Here is a 16595-nt window from a genome sequence, read left to right on the forward strand (position 1 = left end):
TCGACGTGCGGCTGCTCGTGACCGGCGGCACGGGGTGGGTCGGCCGCCACGTCGTGCGGGTGGCGCGGGCCGCAGGCCACGACGTGGTCGCCGCCTCCCGCAACCCGGGCGGCGACGGTCCGGGCGGCGACGGCCCCGGCGGCGTCCGGCTCGACGTGAGGGACGGCGCCGAGGTCCGCCGCTGCCTCGAGACCGTCCGCCCCGACGCGGTCGTGCACACGGCATACGACCAGCAGGACTGGGCCACGACGACCCTCGGCACGGTCCACGTCGTCCGCGCCTGCAGCCGGGTCGGGGCGCGCCTGGTCGCCCTGTCCAGCGACCTCGTCCTGCCGAGCCGCGAGGCCTGGTCGGACGAGACCGTCCCGCCCGCCCCCACCACGCCGTATGCCGCGGCGAAGGCCGCCTGCGAGGCCGCCGTGGCCGCCGCGCTCGACGACGCGGTGGTCGTCCGCACCTCTCTGGTCGTCGGCGCCGGCAGCAAGCACCACGCCCTGGTGCACGCCGTCGCGGCGGGGCAGGGGGCGCTCCGGGAGGACGAGATCCGTTGTCCCGTCCACGTCCTCGACCTGTCCGCCGCCCTGGTGGAGCTGGCTGTCAGGACCGACGCGGCGCCGGGCCTGCTGCACGTCGCCGGGCCGCAGGCGCTGAGCCGCCACGAGCTCGGTCTCGTGGTCGCGCGCCACGAGGGGCTGGACCCGGCGTCGCTGCCGGCGCAGCCCCGCGGCGACGCGCCCGGACCGGCCTGCGTGCGTCTGGACTCGACCCTGGCGACATCCCTGCTGCGCACCAGGATCCGTCCGGTCGACGAGGCGCTCGCCGCGGAGGGATCCGGCTGACAGGCCCCGTCGCGGTGGGCTCCGGCTGACGGGCCCGTCGTGGCTCGCCTCGCGCGCAGGTGGTCAGCGTCCCGTCGAGGCGGGGGTCAGCGCCCGGTCGACGCGGGGAGGATCACGATGCGGTCGTCGCCGTCCCGCTCGTCCCCGCGGAAGGTGTTGCTGGTGATGATCCACAGCCGCCCGTCGGGGCCACGCTCGACCGTCCGCAGCCGGCCGTAGGTCCCCTGCAGCAACGCCTGAGGCTCACCGGTCGTGCTGCCCTGCAAGGGGACTCGCCACAGCCGCTCGCCCATCAGGGCGGCGACGTAGGCCGCGCCGTCGACGCCGATGGCGAGCCCGCTGGGGGAGGCCTGGTCGGTGCTCCAGACCACCAGCGGGTCCGTGTAGCGCGCGTCGCCGCCCCCCGCGGTGCCTTGTCCACGGCCCTCCACCGTCGGCCAGCCGTAGTCCCGGCCCTTCTCGATCAGGTTGAGCTCGTCCCAGGTGTTCTGCCCGAACTCCGTGGCCCACAGCCGCTGCTCGCGGTCCCAGGCCAGGCCCTGCACGTTGCGGTGGCCGCGCGACCACACCGGGGACGAGGCGTCCGGGTTGCCGGGGGCGGGGGCGCCGTCGGCGGTGACCCGCAGGATCTTGCCCCCGAGGGAGGACGGGTCCGGAGCCTGGTCACGCTCGGAGGCGTCCCCGGTCGGCACCCAGAGCATCCCGTCCGGGCCGACCTTGATCCGGCCGCCGTTGTGGATCCCGCCCGAGGGGATGCCCGACAGGATGACGCGCTCCGGCACCAGGCGGTCGCCCTCCAGGCGGAGCCTGGCCACCCGGTTGTCCTCGCCGGTGGTGTGATAGACGAAGACCCTTCGGTCCGTGGCGAACTCGCGCGAGACGGCGATCCCGAGCAGGCCGCCCTCGCCGTTGGCCTCGACCCCGTCGACGCGGCCCACCTCGACCGGCTGGGCGCCCTCGCGGACCCGGAGCACCCGCCCCTCGTCCCGGAGCGTGACCAGCGCGGAGCCGTCGGGCAGGAAGGCCAGCCCCCACGGCACGTCGAGCCCGGTCGCCACCTCGACGGGGCTGGTGGCGGTGGGCGTGGTGGCGCCCGAGGTCGCCGAGCCGGACGTCGCCGAGCCGGACGTCGCCGAGCCTGGCGTCGCCGGCGAGGCCGTGGCGGTCGACGCGCTGGAGGTCGCTGGCGACGACGGTGCCAGGGAGGACGCTGACGAGGGCGTCGACGACGGTGACGGCGGCGAGCCGGTGCACGCCGTGACGGCGAGCAGTCCGGCGGTCAGCCCGGAGAGCAGCGGCAGGGCGAGGCGGCGGGGCTTCGGCATACGACCAGTCTGCGGGGACGCCCCGGACCCGGCCACCCCGCCGACGTCCGTGACGTGGGACAAGCTGCCCACATCGCGAGATTGGCGCGTGCCCCCTTTGACGCGGGGCCTTCGCTGGGGGACTGTTGACCCGTGGCCCGAATCCTCGTACTTCCCTAGCGCGCCGTCGATCTCCTGACAGCGCGCCACCCCTGCGTCCCGGCTCCCCGGGTCAGGGGTTTTTTCATGAGCACGTCCGACCGGCACGCACGATCGCCGGACCGGGCCCGCACAGGGTCGGCACCCGCCGACCCGACGACGATGTCATCCGAAAGTGGTGAGACACAGTGACCGACACCACGTCGACCGCTGCCACGCCCGCCCGGCCGGGCTCGCCCGCCCCCAACCCCTCCAGCGTCGCCGCCAGCGTGCGGCACCGGACGCCGGTCCAGGTCACGGGCGCGCAGAGCCTCGTCCTCGCCCTGGAGGCGCTCGAGGTAGACACCGTCTTCGGCATTCCCGGCGGAGCGATCCTTCCCGCCTACGACCCGCTCATGGACTCGAGCTCGGTGCGCCACGTCCTGGTGCGCCACGAGCAGGGCGCGGGGCACGCCGCCCAGGGCTACGCCTCCGCCACCGGCAAGGTCGGCGTGTGCATGGCCACCAGCGGTCCCGGTGCCACCAACCTCGTGACCCCGCTGCTGGACGCCCACATGGACTCCGTCCCGATGGTCGCGATCACGGGCCAGGTCGGCAGCGCCTCGATCGGCACCGACGCCTTCCAGGAGGCCGACATCCGCGGCATCTCGATGCCGATCACCAAGCACAACTACCTCGTGACCGACCCGGCCAAGATCCCGCAGGCGCTGGCCGAGGCCTTCCACATCGCCAGCACCGGCCGCCCCGGTCCGGTCCTCGTCGACATCACCAAGGACGCGCTCCAGGCGAGCACCACCTTCTCCTGGCCGCCGACCTTCGAGCTGCCGGGCTACCACCCGGTGACCCGGCCGCACCACAAGCAGATCCGCGAGGCCGCGCGCCTCATGCGCAGCTCGCGCCGGCCGATCTTCTACGTCGGGGGCGGCGTGATCCGCGCCGAGGCGCACGAGGACCTGCGCCGCCTGGTGGAGCTCACCGGCATCCCCCTCGTCACGACGCTGATGGCCCGCGGCGCCTTCCCCGACTCGCACCCCCTGCACCTGGGCATGCCCGGCATGCACGGCTCGGTGGCCGCGGTCACCGGCCTGCAGAAGGCCGACCTGCTGATCACCCTCGGCGCGCGCTTCGACGACCGGGTCACCGGCCAGCTGTCGACCTTCGCGCCGGGCGCGGCGGTCATCCACGCCGACATCGACCCCGCCGAGATCGGCAAGAACCGCGTCGCCGACGTGCCGATCGTGGGCGACGCCAAGGAGGTCATCCGCGACCTCATCGACACCATCAAGGCCGACCAGGCCGCGGGCGACGTCGCCGACTACGCCGAGTGGGTCGCCACCGCCACGGGCTGGAAGGCGACCTACCCCGTCGGCTACGTCCACGACGACGAGACGACGATCGCCCCGCAGGCCGTCATCGAGCGGCTCGGCGAGATCGTCGGGCCCGACGCGATCTACTGCGCCGGCGTCGGCCAGCACCAGATGTGGAGCTCGCAGTTCATCCGCTACGAGCGGCCGCGGCAGTGGCTCAACTCCGGTGGTGCCGGGACGATGGGCTACTCCGTGCCCGCGGCCATGGGCGCCAAGGCCGGCGACCCGGACCGCGTCGTGTGGGCGATCGACGGCGACGGGTGCTTCCAGATGACCAACCAGGAGCTGGCCACCTGCGTCGTCAACGACATCCCGATCAAGGTCGCGATCATCAACAACTCGAGCCTCGGCATGGTGCGCCAGTGGCAGACGCTCTTCTACAACGAGCGCTACTCCAACACCGACCTGCACACCTCCCACGACCAGATCCGGATCCCGGACTTCGTCAAGCTCGCCGAGGCCTACGGCTGCGTCGGGCTGCGCTGCGACGACCCCGCCAAGATCGACGAGACGATCCAGGCCGCGATGGCGATCAACGACCGGCCCGTCGTGGTCGACTTCGTGGTGAGCCGCGACGCGATGGTGTGGCCCATGGTCCCCGCCGGCGTGAGCAACGACGAGATCCAGATCGCCAAGGGCATGGCCCCGAATTGGAGTGATGACGAGTGAGCAAGCACACCCTGTCCGTGCTCGTGGAGAACAAGCCCGGCGTCCTCACCCGCATCGCCGCGCTGTTCTCGCGCCGCGGCTACAACATCGAGGCGCTCGCCGTCGGCGAGACCGAGCACCCCGAGATCTCGCGCATGACGATCCGCGTCGACGTCGACGTGCTCCCGCTCGAGCAGGTGACCAAGCAGCTCAACAAGCTCGTCGAGGTGCTCAAGGTCGTCGAGCTCCAGGCCGACCAGTCGGTCCAGCGGCACATCATCCTGGTCAAGGTCCGGGCCGACGCGGCCCACCGCGGCCAGGTGATGGAGGTCGTCGAGATGTTCCGCGCCAAGGTCGTCGACGTCGGGCCCGACACGATCGTCGTCGAGGCCACCGGCAACGTCCTCAAGCTCGAGGCGCTGCTGCGCACCCTGGAGCCCTTCGGCGTCAAGGAGCTGGTGCAGTCCGGCCTCGTCGCCATCGGTCGCGGCTCCCGCTCCATCACCGACCGCAGCAACCGCGGCTGACCGTCCATCGGCCGTATGCCGAGACGCCCGGTCTCGGCATACGGCCCATCCCCGTTAGATAGACGCACGACCACCCACGAAGGAGACCAGCCCATGGCTGCTGAGATGTTCTACGACGACGACGCCGACCTGTCCCTGATCCAGGGGCGCAAGGTCGCCGTCATCGGCTACGGCTCGCAGGGTCACGCCCACGCGCTCAACCTGCGCGACTCGGGCGTCGACGTGCGCGTCGGCCTGGCCGAGGGCTCCAAGAGCCGCGCCAAGGCCGAGGCCGAGGGCCTGCGCGTCCTCACCGTCGCCGAGGCCGTCAAGGAGGCCGACGTCGTCGTCATCCTCACGCCCGACCAGGTGCAGCGCACCGTCTACGCCGAGGAGATCCAGCCCAACCTCAACGAGGGCACGGCGCTGGTCTTCGGCCACGGCTTCAACATCCGCTTCGACTACATCGTGCCCGAGGCTGGCTCCGACGTGCTCATGGTCGCCCCCAAGGGCCCCGGCCACCTCGTGCGCCGCGAGTACACCGACGGCCGCGGCGTCCCCGTGATCGTCGCCGTCGAGCAGGACCCCTCCGGCCAGGCCTGGGAGCTCGCGAAGTCCTACGCCAAGGCGATCGGCGGTCTGCGGGCCGGCGGCATCAAGACGACCTTCACCGAGGAGACCGAGACCGACCTGTTCGGCGAGCAGGCCGTGCTCTGCGGCGGCGCCTCGCAGCTGGTCATGTACGGCTTCGAGACGCTCACCGAGGCGGGCTACCAGCCCGAGGTCGCGTACTTCGAGTGCCTGCACGAGCTCAAGCTCATCGTCGACCTGATGATCGAGGGCGGCATCGCCAAGCAGCGCTGGTCCATCTCGGACACGGCGGAGTTCGGCGACTACGTCTCGGGGCCGCGCGTCATCTCCCCGGAGGTCAAGGACAACATGAAGGCCGTCCTCGCGGACATCCAGGACGGCACCTTCGCCAAGCGCTTCATCGACGACCAGGACGCCGGCGCACCGGAGTTCACGCGCCTGCGCGAGCAGGGCGCCCAGCACCCGATCGAGGCCACCGGGCGCAAGCTCCGCGGCCTGATGAGCTGGGTCAAGGACACCGACTCGGACTACGTCGAGGGCTCCGCCGCCCGCTGACCTACCTCAGGTAGTCACATCCGCCCGCCTTCGCACGCCAGGCGGATGTGTCGCACCTAGGCGGATCTGCGGGATCCGGAGCAGCTCAATTCCGCTCCCTCTGTTCTCCGCCTTGCCGAGGGCGCTTCACCCATCGCGGGTGGGGCGCCCTCGGTCGTATGCCGAACCGCCCGCCGTCATGTGCGGGTGGCGTGCTGCGGCGTCGGACCCCTGCTGCAGGCGACCACGTGCGCCACGACGTCATACGGTCGCTGCAACGCGCAACCGACGCGACCCCGGCCTGCGACGCCAGGATCCGCCCGGCTTGGTCACATCAGCCCGGCTCGGTCACATCGACCTGGCGTGCCAAGGCGGGCGGACGTGACTACCTGAGGTAGGTCAGGCCCAGAGGAGGTCGTCGAGGACGTCCTGCACGAGGGCGCGACCGGCCATGGTCGTGCCCTCGAGCCGGGTGCCGGCCCGCTGCGCGTCGAGCGCCCGCCGCACGACGACCTCGTGCTCGGGGCGCCGCTCCAGCAGCCACTCGCCGCCGTCGAGCTTGCTGACCAGCTCGCCGGTCTCGGCGAACCTCAGCGCCCGACAGGCGTTGAGGACGGCATAGGCCTCGTCGGCGTTCTCCACGCCCCAGGTCAGCTCGTCGACGAGCTGGGCCAGCACCTCGTCCGGGTCGACCTCGCCGAGCAGCTCGGCGGGGGCCGGGCCGTGCAGGGCGATGCCGGCGGCACGCGCCACGGCGAGGTGGAGGAGCAGGTCGGGGTCGCCGTCGCCACGGTCGAGCACGACCCGCGAGTCGCGATGCGCCCCACCGGAGACCGTCACGTGCACCGCGAACTCCCACGGACCGTGCGGTGACTCGGCCAACGAGCGGTGGATCACGCTGAGCTCCAACGGCATCCGTTCGTCACCGACGGTCGAGACGGCGGCCCCGACGGCCGTCCAGTCGCGCTCGTCGGTCGCGGCGCTCTCGACGTCGCTCACGACCGCCAGCACGTCCAGGTCGCTGTGCCCCGGGACGAACCCGCCGAGCGCCGCGGAGCCGTGGACGTAGACGCCGAGCAGGTCGTCGCCGACCTGTTCGCGCAGCGCCGACAGGACGCGGTCGGCCAGAGGCTGCCAGGAGGTCGTCATACGGCCCACTCCATCACGGTCCAGCCGACTTAACCCCATCGAGAAGCCCCCACGAGGTGTGGGGAAGTGACCACTCGGCGGGGGAGCCTCGGGAGCGGGGTCCTGCGTCAGGCGAAGGGAAAGGACCCGTGCTCGACGTAGCGAGGGCGTCCGCCGGGACCCTGCCCGAGGTGCGACTCGACCAGCGAGACGGTGTCCACGGTCCACGTCGGCCCGGCATACGTGTCGAGGACCTGCAGCCACCGGCGGACGTCACGCGCCATCCCCAGCCGGGCCAGGGTGAGGTGGGCGCGGAAGGGGCCGCCCTCGACCTGCGTCCCCGCGGCGTTGGCGGACGAGCGGCAGCGCCGCGCCAGGGGGTCCAGGCCTTCGAGGGGGTCGTCGACGCCCAGCCACAGGACCCGCGCGTCGGCGGTGCCGGGGAAGGCCCCGCCGCCGGTCAGCCGCAGGTCGATCGGCTCTGTCTGCAGGCTCAGCTCGTCCAGCCGCTCCGCGAGCCGCCCCAGCGACAGCGGGGAGACGGACGGCAGGAACGCCAGCGTCAGGTGCCACTGCTCGGGCCGCGCCCACCGCAGGTCGGGGTCGGCGTCCACGCGGGGCTCGAGGAAGGTCTCGAGGTCGACGAGCACCTCCTCGGGCGGGGTCACGGCGAGGAACATCCGGCGTCCACGGGGCATCGCCCCAGCATGCCAGCGGACCTTCCCCGAGGCATCACTGCGGGATGCCCGTTTCCGTCGTAGGGTGACCGTGTCGAAGGAGATCCCATGGACGTCAAGAAGACCTTCCTGTCGTGGCCGGTGGTGCGCCAGATCACCGGCGGTGACCCGCTCGGCCGCGGATCTGCCGCACGGTCGGCGCGGACCGCGGCGTTGCAGCCGCGCACCGTCACGGCCGACTCGGTCGCCCACAGCGTGTGTCCCTACTGCGCCGTCGGGTGCGCGCAGAAGGTCTTCGTCAAGGACGGCCGGGTCGTCCAGATCGAGGGCAACCCCGACTCGCCGGTCTCGCGGGGCAAGCTGTGCCCCAAGGGCTCGGCCAGCGAGCAGCTCGTCAACTCCCCGAACCGTCAGACGACGATGCTCTACCGTCGCCCGTACGCCACGGAGTGGGAGCCGATCGAGCGCGACAAGGCCGTCGACATGGTCGTCGACCGCATCCTCGACACGCGCCGTCGCACCTGGCAGGACCACGACGACGACGGGCGCCCGCTGCGGCGCACCATGGGCATCGCCGCCCTCGGAGGAGCGACCCTCGACAACGAGGAGAACTACCTCATCAAGAAGCTGTTCACGGCCATGGGCGCGATCCAGATCGAGAACCAGGCTCGTATTTGACACAGCGCCACGGTTCCCAGTCTGGGAGCCTCGTTCGGTCGTGGCGGCGCCACGAACTTCGTGCAGGACCTCGCCAACTCCGACTGCATCGTGATCCAGGGCTCCAACATGGCGGAGGCCCACCCGGTGGCCTTCCAGTACGTCGTGGAGGCCAAGCGTCGCGGTGCCACGGTGATCCACGTCGACCCCCGGTTCAGCCGCACCTCCGCGCTGGCGCACCGGCACGTCGGCATCCGCGCGGGCAGCGACATCGTCTTCCTCGGCGCGATCATCAACTACATCCTGTCCAACGACCTGCACTTCGAGGAGTACGTCCGCGCCTACACCAACGGGCCGGTCATCCTCCGCGACGACTTCCAGGACGTCGACGAGCTCGACGGCGTGTTCTCCGGCTACGACCCGGACACCGCGAGCTATGACAACGACACCTGGATGTATGCCGAGACCGACGACGGCACCGAGGAGTCCCAGGCGTCCAAGCAGGAGCGGGCCGCCGGTGACGAGCACGGTTCAGGCGGGCCGACGCTGCCCGGGGCCAACCGGGTGCGCCGCGACGACACCATGCAGGACCCGCGCTGCGTGTTCCAGGTGCTCAAGCGGCACTACGCCCGCTACACCCCCGAGGTGGTCGAGCAGACCTGCGGCATCTCCCGGGAGGACTTCGACTTCGTCGCCCAGGCGATGACCCGCAACTCGGGTCGCGAGCGCACGACGGCGTTCTGCTACGCGGTCGGCTGGACCCAGCACTCGGTGGGTGCGCAGTACATCCGCACCGCCTGCATCATCCAGCTGCTGCTGGGCAACGTCGGCCGTCCCGGCGGCGGCGTCATGGCGCTGCGCGGCCACGCCTCGATCCAGGGCTCGACCGACATACCGACGCTGTTCAACCTGCTGCCGGGCTATCTCCCGATGCCCAAGGCCGGGGTCCACGACTCGCTCGAGGACTATCTCGGCACCATCTCCACCGACGACCAGAAGGGCTTCTGGACCGAGGCCGACAGCTACACCGTGAGCCTGCTCAAGGCGTGGTGGGGCGACAAGGCGACGGCCGCCAACGACTGGTGCTACGACTACCTGCCACGCCTGACGGGCGACCACGGGACCTACCGCACGACCATGGACATGATCGACGGCAAGGTCGAGGGCTACTTCCTGCTCGGGCAGAACCCCGCCGTCGCCTCGGCGCACGGCCGGCTGCAGCGCGACGGCCTGGCCCACCTCAAGTGGCTCGTCGTGCGCGACCTGCGGCTGATCGAGTCGGCGACCTTCTGGCAGGACTCGCCCGAGATCGAGTCGGGGGAGCGCAGCCCCGAGACGATCGGGACCGAGGTGTTCTTCTTCCCGGCCGCCTCGCACGTCGAGAAGGCCGGCACGTTCACGCAGACCCAACGCATGCTCCAGTGGCGCGAGCAGGCGGTGCTGCCACCGGGCGATGCGCAGAGCGAGCTGGACTTCATCCATGAGGTCGGCGTGCGCATGCGCGCGCGCCTCGCGGCGTCCACCGACGAGCGCGACCGTCCGCTGCTCGACCTCACCTGGGACTACCCCCTCAACGAGCACGGCGAGGTCGACGGCGAGGCCGTGCTGATGGAGATCAACGGCCGCTACCTCACGGGGGACAAGGCAGGCCAGCCCCTGCCGCTGTTCACCGAGATGAAGGCCGACGGCTCCACCGAGGGCGGGTGCTGGATCTACACCGGCGTGTTCAAGGACGGCGTCAACCAGGCCAACCGGCGCAAGCCGCGGTTCGAGCAGGACCAGACCGCCCTCGAGTGGGGGTGGTGCTGGCCGGCCAACCGGCGCATCCTCTACAACCGTGCCTCGGCCGACCCCGAGGGCAAGCCCTGGTCGGAGCGCAAGAAGCACCTGTGGTGGGACGCGGAGGCGGGCCGCTGGGCCGGCCCCGACGTGCCGGACTTCCCGGCCGACCGCGACCCGGCCTACCGCCCGCCCGAGGGCGCCAAGGGTCCGGCCGCGATCGCCGGCGACGACCCGTTCATCATGCAGGCGGACGGCAAGGGCTGGCTGTTCGCCCCCAAGGGCCTGCTCGACGGGCCGCTGCCCTCGCACTACGAGCCGCAGGAGGGACGCGTCCGCAACCCCTTCTACAGCCAGCAGGCGAGCCCGACCCGCAAGGTCTATGAGCGGCCGGACAACCTCACCGCCCCGTCTGGCGGGCGTCCGCCCGAGGACGAGGTGGCCCGGGAGCACCCCGAGGTCTACCCGTTCATCTTCACGACCTACCGCCTGACCGAGCACCACACGGCGGGTGGCATGAGCCGCTGGCTGCCCTACCTCGCCGAGCTCCAGCCCGAGATGTTCTGCGAGGTGTCGCCCGAGCTGGCGGCCGAGCGGGGTCTCGAGCACATGGGCTGGGCGACGCTCGTGTCGCCCCGGTCGGCCATCGAGGCGCGGGTGCTGGTGACCTCGCGCATGAAGCCCCTCGCCATCGACGGCCGCACCTTCCACCAGATCGGCCTGCCCTACCACTGGGCGACGGGTGGCACCGGTGCGATCGTCAGCGGCGACTCCACCAACGACCTGATGGGCGTCACGCTCGACCCCAACGTCCTGATCCAGGAGTCCAAGGTCGGCGCCTGCGACATCCGTCCCGGCCGGCGTCCTCGAGGCCCTGCGCTCTTGGAGCTCGTCGACTCCTACCGGCGGCGCTCCGGCGTCACCGAGGAGACCGGCAACGAGCTGCGCTCCGGGGCGGACGTGGACCACGTGGAGCAGGAGCGCGAGGCCAAGGTCAAGGAGCATGACGACAGCGGCGCCGACGTCAAGGGTGCCACCGAGGTCGGACCCGACGACAAGGACGGTGACCGCTGATGCCCAACTCCCTGTTCGGCCCCCTGGACCCGGCGCCCGACGCCGGCTGGCAGGACGCCCCGGACCGCAAGGGCTTCCTCACCGACACGTCGGTCTGCATCGGCTGCAAGGCCTGTGAGGTCGCGTGCAAGGAGTGGAACATGCTCCCCGAGGACGGTCTGGACCTGCTCGGGTCGTCCTTCGACAACTCCAAGAGCCTCGGCGCCAGCACCTGGCGCCAGGTCAAGTTCATCGAGCAGCCGGGGCGCGGTGACGACACCGTGCTGGGTCGTCAACCGGTCGACCTCGGTATGCCGGGCCTGCGGCCGGACGACGAGGCGCTTCCCGCGGCGCTCGACGCGGCACCCGCCGCCGACGGCAAGCCGGACTTCCGCTGGCTGATGAGCTCGGACGTGTGCAAGCACTGCACCCACGCGGGCTGCCTGGACGTCTGCCCGACGGGCTCGTTGTTCCGCACGGAGTTCGGGACCGTGGTCGTGCAGGACGAGATCTGCAACGGCTGCGGCTACTGCGTCGCTGCTTGCCCGTTCGGCGTGATCGAGCGTCGCCCCGGCAGCAAGGGTGAGGTCACCAACGCCGGCGTGGCTCAGAAGTGCACCCTGTGCTACGACCGGATCGGGGCCGGCCAGACGCCCGCGTGCGCACAGGCCTGCCCGACCGAGTCCATCCAGTTCGGTGACGTCGCGGAGCTGCGCGAGCGGGGCCGGGCGCGGGTGGAGACGCTGCACGAGCAGGGCTACACCTCGGCGCGGATGTACGGCGACGACCCGCACGACGGCGTCGGCGGCACCGGCGCGATGTTCCTGCTCCTCGACGAGCCCGAGGTCTACGGCCTGCCGCCGGACCCGGTCGTGACGACCAAGGACCTCGCCGACATCTTCCGCAAGGGCGGCGTCGGGGGACTGACCCTGCTCGTCGGGGTCGCCCTGTCCTTCCTCGGAGGCCGTCGATGACCAACCCCGCCCAGCAAGAGACGCGCGAGGGCCTGTGGCCCGACGAGCCCCGTCGCGGCGGAGGCCGCAAGCGACGCGGTTCAGGGTTGTTCGGCGTGCGCCGGTTCGCCGGCAACGGGCGTGGCGAGGAGTCCATGGTCCCGGAGGCGGAGTTCACCTCCTACTACGGCCGTCCCATCGTCAAGCCCGCCCCCTGGTCGGACGAGATCCCGGCCTACCTGTTCGTCGGCGGACTGGCCGCCGGGTCGTCCCTGCTCGCGGCTGGCGCCGACCTGGCGGACCTGCCCGGTCTGCGACGCCAGGCCCGGTGGACCGCCCTGGGGTCGATCGGGCTGGCGACCTACTTCCTGATCGCGGACCTCGGCCGCCCCGAGCGGTTCATCAACATGCTGCGGGTGGTCAAGCTGACCTCGCCGATGAGCGTGGGTTCGTGGATCCTCGCGGGCTACGGCCCGCTGGCCGGGGTCGCCGCCGTCGCCGAGCTCGCCCGCCCGGTCGAGGAGGCCCTGCCCCAGTCGCTCAAGCCTGTCGCCCGGCTCCTCGGGTGGGCCGGCCGTCCGGCCGGCCTGGGTGCGGCTTTCTTCTCCCCGCCCCTCGCGGCCTACACCGCGGTGCTGCTCGGCAACACCGCGACCCCGGCCTGGCACAGCGCCTACAAGGAGCTGCCGATGGTCTTCGCCGGGTCGGCGGCGGCGTCCGCTGCCGGTATGGCGATGATCGCCGCACCCCACGAGCAGGCCTGGCCCGCCGGGCGTCTCGCGGTCGGCGGTGCCCTGTGGGAGCTCGGCTCCGCCCAGGTCATGGAGCACTCGATGGGCATCAGCGCCGAGCTGCTGCACGAGGGGGAGGCGGGCCGTTGGTGGACCGCGAGCAAGGCGCTGACCCTCGGTGGTGCCGCCGTGTCCCTCGTCGCCGGGCGGCGCAGCAAGCCCGCCGCGGTCGTCGCCGGGGCCGCCCTGGTGGCGGGGTCGATCTGCACCAGGTTCGCCATCTTCCGCGCCGGGATCGCCTCGGCCAAGGACCCCAAGTACACCGTCGTCCCGCAGCGCGCCCGCCTCGACCGCGGCGAGCGCACCCTGGGGTGACCCCTCTGCACGGCATACGACACCGCTCGACCGACAGGAACCCACGATGAGCTCGACCACCCGGCAGGCGGCCTCCGCACCCACCGCCACTCCCAACCGCTGGCTCCTGCTGCTCGGCGGCGTCCTCGTGCAGATGGCCATCGGTGCCGTCTACGCGTGGAGCGTCTTCGGCAAGGCCCTGCAGTCGGACTCGTCGCTCCTGCAGCTGACCAAGACCCAGGCCGCGATCCCGTTCGAGGTCGCGATCGGCATGATCTTCGTCGGCTCCTTCATCGGTGGGCGCATCCAGGACCGCAAGGGCCCGCGCACCGTGGCCCTGACCGGCGTCGTCATCTACTCGATCGGCATCATCCTCAGCTCGTTCGCCCGCGGCGAGGGTCAGCTGTGGCTGCTCGTCCTCGGCTACGGCGTCCTGTCCGGCTTCGGCCTGGGCATGGCCTACATCGTCCCGATCGCCATGCTGCAGAAGTGGTTTCCCGACAAGGCCGGGCTGATCACGGGCCTCGCGGTCGGCGGCTTCGGCTTCGGCGCGGTCATCACCGCACCGCTCGCGACCTCCCTCATCGCCAAGGACCCGGCGCACCCGACGTCACCCTTCCTGTGGCTCGGCATCGCCTACCTGATCGCCGGCGTCCTCGGCGCCTCGGTGTTCCGCAACCCGCCGCAGGGCTACTCGGTCGGCGGGGCTCCCGCCAAGGGCTCGACCGGCCCGGCCACCGTCCAGGCGAGCCCGGGTGCCGACTTCACCCAGCAGGAGGCGCTGCGCACGCCGCAGTGGTACCTCCTCACCCTGATCCTCACCATCAGCGTCACCGCGGGCATCTCCTTGATCTCGGTCGCCGCGGGCAGCGCCACCGACATCGCGGGCTACTCCGCGGCAGGTGCGGGCGCCCTCGTCGGCATCATGGGGCTGTTCAACGGGGCCGGCCGCATCCTGTGGGCGTCGCTGTCCGACAAGATCGGCAAGATGACGGCCTTCGTCGGCATCCTCGGCCTGCAGGGCCTGGCGCTGATCGCGCTGCCGCACGTCGGCAACGCAGCGATGTTCGCCGTGCTCGCGGCGATCATCTACACCTGCTACGGCGGTGGCTTCGGCACGATGCCGTCGACGGCCGGGCGCTTCTTCGGTGTCAAGAACGCCGGTGGCATCTACGGCCTCATGCTCCTCGGCTGGAGCATCGGCGGCGTGGCCGGTCCGCTGCTCGCGACGGCGCTCATCGGCGACGACAAGAACTACACGTTGGCCTTCACCACGCTCGGCGTCATCGCGCTCGTGGGCGCGGCGATCCCGTTGATCACCAAGGCGCCCCGCCGCCGGTAGGCCCCGCGGCCGGAGGCCGCTCGGTCACCACATGGCCCGACGACAGGGCATGCCTGACCCATCCCGGTTCCCGGTCCGTCAGCGGCGCACGTCGCCCGGCTCGGTCGTGGTGGGCAGCCCTGCGGCGACCCAGGCCTCGACGCCGCCCACGACGTCGGTCGCGTTGCGCAGCCCCAGGTCTCGCAGCGACCGGGCGGCGAGGCTCGAGCTGTAGCCCTGGCGGCACAGGAGCACGTAGGTGAGGTCCCAGCCGGTCGCCTCGGGGATCCGCCACGCGAACGTCGGGTCGAGGCGCCACTCCAGCACGGTCCGGTCGATCACGAGCGCGCCGGGGATCTCGACGGTCTCGGCCCGCTGCTCGGCGGTGCGGGTGTCCACGAGGACCGCGCCGGCCCGCTGGGCGGCATACGCCTCCTGCGGCGTCAGCCGCGTCCACCCCTCCCGGGCGCGCGCGAGCCGGGCGTCGACGCCGAGCGGCTCGGTCATCGCACGCTGATGGTGTGCTCGCCGCCCGCCACGACCTCGCCGATCACCGGGGCGCCCGGCACCTCGCCCACGACCAGCAGACCGCCGCTGGTCTGGGCGTCCGCGAGCAGCAGCAGCTCGTCCTCGTCGACGGACGCCTCGAGGTGCGGGCGCACCCAGTCGAGGTTGCGGCGCGTCCCTCCGCTGACGTAGCCGTCGCGCAGCGCCTCGCGCGCGCCCTCGAGGTAGGGGACGGCCGCGGCGTCCAGCACGGCCGACACCCCCGAGGCCCGCATCATCTTGTGCAGGTGGCCGAGCAGCCCGAATCCCGTGACGTCCGTGGCAGCCTCGGCACCGCTCTCGACGGCGGCACGTCCCGCGTCGGCGTTGAGGGCGGTCATGGACGCGATGGCCTGGGGAAAGACCTCGCCGGTGGACTTGTGGCGGTTGTTGAGGACGCCGACACCGAGGGGCTTGGTCAGGCTGATCGGCAGCCCGGCGCGGGCCCGGTCGTTGCGCAGCAGCCGGTCGGGGTCGACCAGGCCGGTGACGGCGAGGCCGTACTTGGGCTCCGGGTCGTCGATCGAGTGCCCACCACCGACGGGGCAGGCCGCCTCGCGCGCGATGTCGAGACCGCCGCGCAGGACCTCGCGCAGCAGCTCGGCGGGCAGCACCTCGCGCGGCCAGCCGACGAGGTTGACCGCGACGATTGGTCGTCCGCCCATGGCGTAGACGTCGGACAGGGCGTTGGCCGCGGCGATCCGTCCCCAGTCGTAGGCGTCGTCGACGACGGGCGTGAAGAAGTCCGTGGTCACGACCACGGCCTGCCCGGGGCCGATGCGGACGACCGCCGCGTCGTCACCGTCGTCGAGGCCGACCAGCAGGTCGGGGCTGTCCACGCCCACGAGACCGCTGACGATCTCCTCGAGCTCGCCGGGCGGGATCTTGCAGGCGCAGCCGCCCCCGTGGGCGGTCTGCGTCAGCCGGATGGAGGAGGGGGTCGTCATACGGACACCTTAGGTCGAGTCCACGACCCCCGGCTCAGTGGTCGCGGAGCGCCTTGATCAGCTCGTCCTTGGTCATGGAGGACCGACCCTCGATGCCGATCTCCTTGGCGCGGTCCAGCAGCTCGTCCTTGGTCCAGTCGTCATAGCTGCCATGCTCGCCGCCGCGCTCGCCGACCTTCGAGCGGCCCTGCGCCGCAGCCGCGTTGGCGATGCGCGCCGACTTCTCCTTGCTGTTGCCCTCGTCGCGGAGCGACTCGTAGAGCTCCTTGTCCTTGACGCTGGGGCCGGGGTCGTCCTTGCGATCGTCCTTGCTCGGTGCCATGCCTCGACGTTACCTCCGGGGGCGCGTCTGCGGCACGCTGTCGGCGGGTACGATCTGCGGCGGAGGCGTACAGGTGCCTGGTGGTCCTCCCGGTCTTCAAAACCGGTGTGCGGCGGTATCCGTCGCAGGCGGGTTCGATTCCCGTCCGCCTCCGCCAGACTGCTCTCGGGTCAGCCCCG

Annotated in this window: 14 protein-coding genes and 1 tRNA gene; 9 read left to right on the plus strand and 6 right to left on the minus strand. The window is 71.8% G+C overall.

All coding sequences use genetic code 11. The features are described 5' to 3' along the window. Positions 1–5 precede the first annotated feature (5 nt). Positions 6–839, plus strand: coding sequence for a sugar nucleotide-binding protein (locus B4K29_RS15075; RefSeq protein WP_029212220.1), 834 nt, complete (start codon positions 6–8; stop codon positions 837–839). Positions 840–925: 86 nt separating this feature from the next. On the opposite strand, the gene B4K29_RS15080 is transcribed toward B4K29_RS15075, so the two are convergent. Further along, complete coding sequence (locus B4K29_RS15080) at positions 926–2164, minus strand: PQQ-dependent sugar dehydrogenase (protein WP_286967994.1); 1239 nt, start codon at positions 2162–2164, stop codon at positions 926–928. A gap of 326 nt (positions 2165–2490) precedes the next feature. On the opposite strand from B4K29_RS15080, the gene B4K29_RS15085 reads away from it, so the two are divergent. Genes B4K29_RS15085 through ilvC form a run of 3 tightly spaced genes read left to right on the plus strand, consistent with a single transcriptional unit; the run spans position 2491 to position 5969 of the window. Next, positions 2491–4338 carry an acetolactate synthase large subunit gene (locus tag B4K29_RS15085; RefSeq protein WP_376786847.1) on the plus strand — a complete coding sequence of 616 codons (1848 nt, stop codon included), beginning with the start codon at positions 2491–2493 and terminating at the stop codon, positions 4336–4338. Next, a complete protein-coding gene (gene ilvN, locus B4K29_RS15090; protein ID WP_019287842.1) occupies positions 4335–4844 on the plus strand; it encodes an acetolactate synthase small subunit in 510 nt (169 codons plus the stop codon). The genes B4K29_RS15085 and ilvN overlap by 4 nt, the downstream gene beginning before the upstream one ends. Positions 4845–4859: 15 nt before the next feature. Continuing rightward, on the plus strand, positions 4860–5969 hold the full coding sequence (ilvC, locus tag B4K29_RS15095) for a ketol-acid reductoisomerase (protein ID WP_286967996.1): 1110 nt from the start codon (positions 4860–4862) through the stop codon (positions 5967–5969). Positions 5970–6347: 378 nt separating this feature from the next. Here the strand turns inward: ilvC and B4K29_RS15100 are convergent, their stop codons facing one another. Further along, a complete protein-coding gene (locus B4K29_RS15100; protein ID WP_286967998.1) occupies positions 6348–7097 on the minus strand; it encodes an aminoglycoside adenylyltransferase domain-containing protein in 750 nt (249 codons plus the stop codon). A gap of 107 nt (positions 7098–7204) precedes the next feature. Continuing rightward, the gene (gene thpR / locus B4K29_RS15105; RefSeq protein ID WP_286968000.1) at positions 7205–7774 is read right to left on the minus strand and encodes an RNA 2',3'-cyclic phosphodiesterase; all 570 of its coding nucleotides are present in this window, start codon (positions 7772–7774) and stop codon (positions 7205–7207) included. Between the two features lie 87 nt (positions 7775–7861). Between thpR and fdh the strand changes: the two genes are divergently transcribed. The 4 genes from fdh to B4K29_RS15125 are packed head-to-tail and all read left to right on the plus strand — an operon-like array spanning position 7862 to position 14622. Further along, complete coding sequence (gene fdh, locus B4K29_RS15110) at positions 7862–11263, plus strand: formate dehydrogenase (RefSeq protein WP_286968002.1); 3402 nt, start codon at positions 7862–7864, stop codon at positions 11261–11263. Beyond that, entirely contained in the window at positions 11263–12216 is a 954-nt protein-coding gene (locus B4K29_RS15115) for a 4Fe-4S dicluster domain-containing protein (RefSeq protein ID WP_019287835.1), read from the plus strand. The genes fdh and B4K29_RS15115 overlap by 1 nt, the downstream gene beginning before the upstream one ends. Beyond that, the gene (gene nrfD / locus B4K29_RS15120; protein ID WP_029212211.1) at positions 12213–13301 is read left to right on the plus strand and encodes an NrfD/PsrC family molybdoenzyme membrane anchor subunit; all 1089 of its coding nucleotides are present in this window, start codon (positions 12213–12215) and stop codon (positions 13299–13301) included. The genes B4K29_RS15115 and nrfD overlap by 4 nt, the downstream gene beginning before the upstream one ends. A 46-nt stretch (positions 13302–13347) precedes the next feature. After that, the gene (locus B4K29_RS15125) at positions 13348–14622 is read left to right on the plus strand and encodes an L-lactate MFS transporter (RefSeq protein ID WP_286959663.1); all 1275 of its coding nucleotides are present in this window, start codon (positions 13348–13350) and stop codon (positions 14620–14622) included. Positions 14623–14700: 78 nt separating this feature from the next. Here B4K29_RS15125 and B4K29_RS15130 read toward each other — a convergent pair whose 3' ends face one another. Genes B4K29_RS15130 through B4K29_RS15140 form a run of 3 tightly spaced genes read right to left on the minus strand, consistent with a single transcriptional unit; the run spans position 14701 to position 16416 of the window. Beyond that, on the minus strand, positions 14701–15108 hold the full coding sequence (locus tag B4K29_RS15130) for a rhodanese-like domain-containing protein (protein WP_286968005.1): 408 nt from the start codon (positions 15106–15108) through the stop codon (positions 14701–14703). Beyond that, the gene (gene selD / locus B4K29_RS15135; protein ID WP_286968006.1) at positions 15105–16094 is read right to left on the minus strand and encodes a selenide, water dikinase SelD; all 990 of its coding nucleotides are present in this window, start codon (positions 16092–16094) and stop codon (positions 15105–15107) included. The genes B4K29_RS15130 and selD overlap by 4 nt, the downstream gene beginning before the upstream one ends. Before the next feature lie 34 nt (positions 16095–16128). Next, a complete protein-coding gene (locus B4K29_RS15140; protein ID WP_019287829.1) occupies positions 16129–16416 on the minus strand; it encodes a DUF7218 family protein in 288 nt (95 codons plus the stop codon). 61 nt (positions 16417–16477) lie between these two features. Here B4K29_RS15140 and B4K29_RS15145 point away from each other — a divergent pair. Further along, positions 16478–16573 (plus strand) — tRNA-Sec (locus tag B4K29_RS15145). Positions 16574–16595 lie beyond the last annotated feature (22 nt).

This window comes from Arsenicicoccus sp. UBA6765 (assembly GCF_002453335.1).
GTDB classification, from domain to species: Bacteria; Actinomycetota; Actinomycetes; order Actinomycetales; family Dermatophilaceae; genus Arsenicicoccus; species Arsenicicoccus bolidensis.

What these genes read in the sequence shown, in the direction of transcription:
- nrfD (WP_029212211.1), top strand. Translation starts at nt 12,213, where the DNA reads ATGACCAACCCCGCCCAGCAAGAGACGCGCGAGGGCCTGTGGCCCGAC.
- B4K29_RS15130 (WP_286968005.1), bottom strand. Translation starts at nt 15,108, where the DNA reads ATGACCGAGCCGCTCGGCGTCGACGCCCGGCTCGCGCGCGCCCGGGAG.
- B4K29_RS15115 (WP_019287835.1), top strand. Translation starts at nt 11,263, where the DNA reads ATGCCCAACTCCCTGTTCGGCCCCCTGGACCCGGCGCCCGACGCCGGC.
- ilvC (WP_286967996.1), top strand. Translation starts at nt 4,860, where the DNA reads ATGCCGAGACGCCCGGTCTCGGCATACGGCCCATCCCCGTTAGATAGA.
- thpR (WP_286968000.1), bottom strand. Translation starts at nt 7,774, where the DNA reads ATGCCCCGTGGACGCCGGATGTTCCTCGCCGTGACCCCGCCCGAGGAG.
- selD (WP_286968006.1), bottom strand. Translation starts at nt 16,094, where the DNA reads ATGACGACCCCCTCCTCCATCCGGCTGACGCAGACCGCCCACGGGGGC.
- B4K29_RS15140 (WP_019287829.1), bottom strand. Translation starts at nt 16,416, where the DNA reads ATGGCACCGAGCAAGGACGATCGCAAGGACGACCCCGGCCCCAGCGTC.
- B4K29_RS15080 (WP_286967994.1), bottom strand. Translation starts at nt 2,164, where the DNA reads ATGCCGAAGCCCCGCCGCCTCGCCCTGCCGCTGCTCTCCGGGCTGACC.
- B4K29_RS15125 (WP_286959663.1), top strand. Translation starts at nt 13,348, where the DNA reads ATGAGCTCGACCACCCGGCAGGCGGCCTCCGCACCCACCGCCACTCCC.
- B4K29_RS15100 (WP_286967998.1), bottom strand. Translation starts at nt 7,097, where the DNA reads ATGACGACCTCCTGGCAGCCTCTGGCCGACCGCGTCCTGTCGGCGCTG.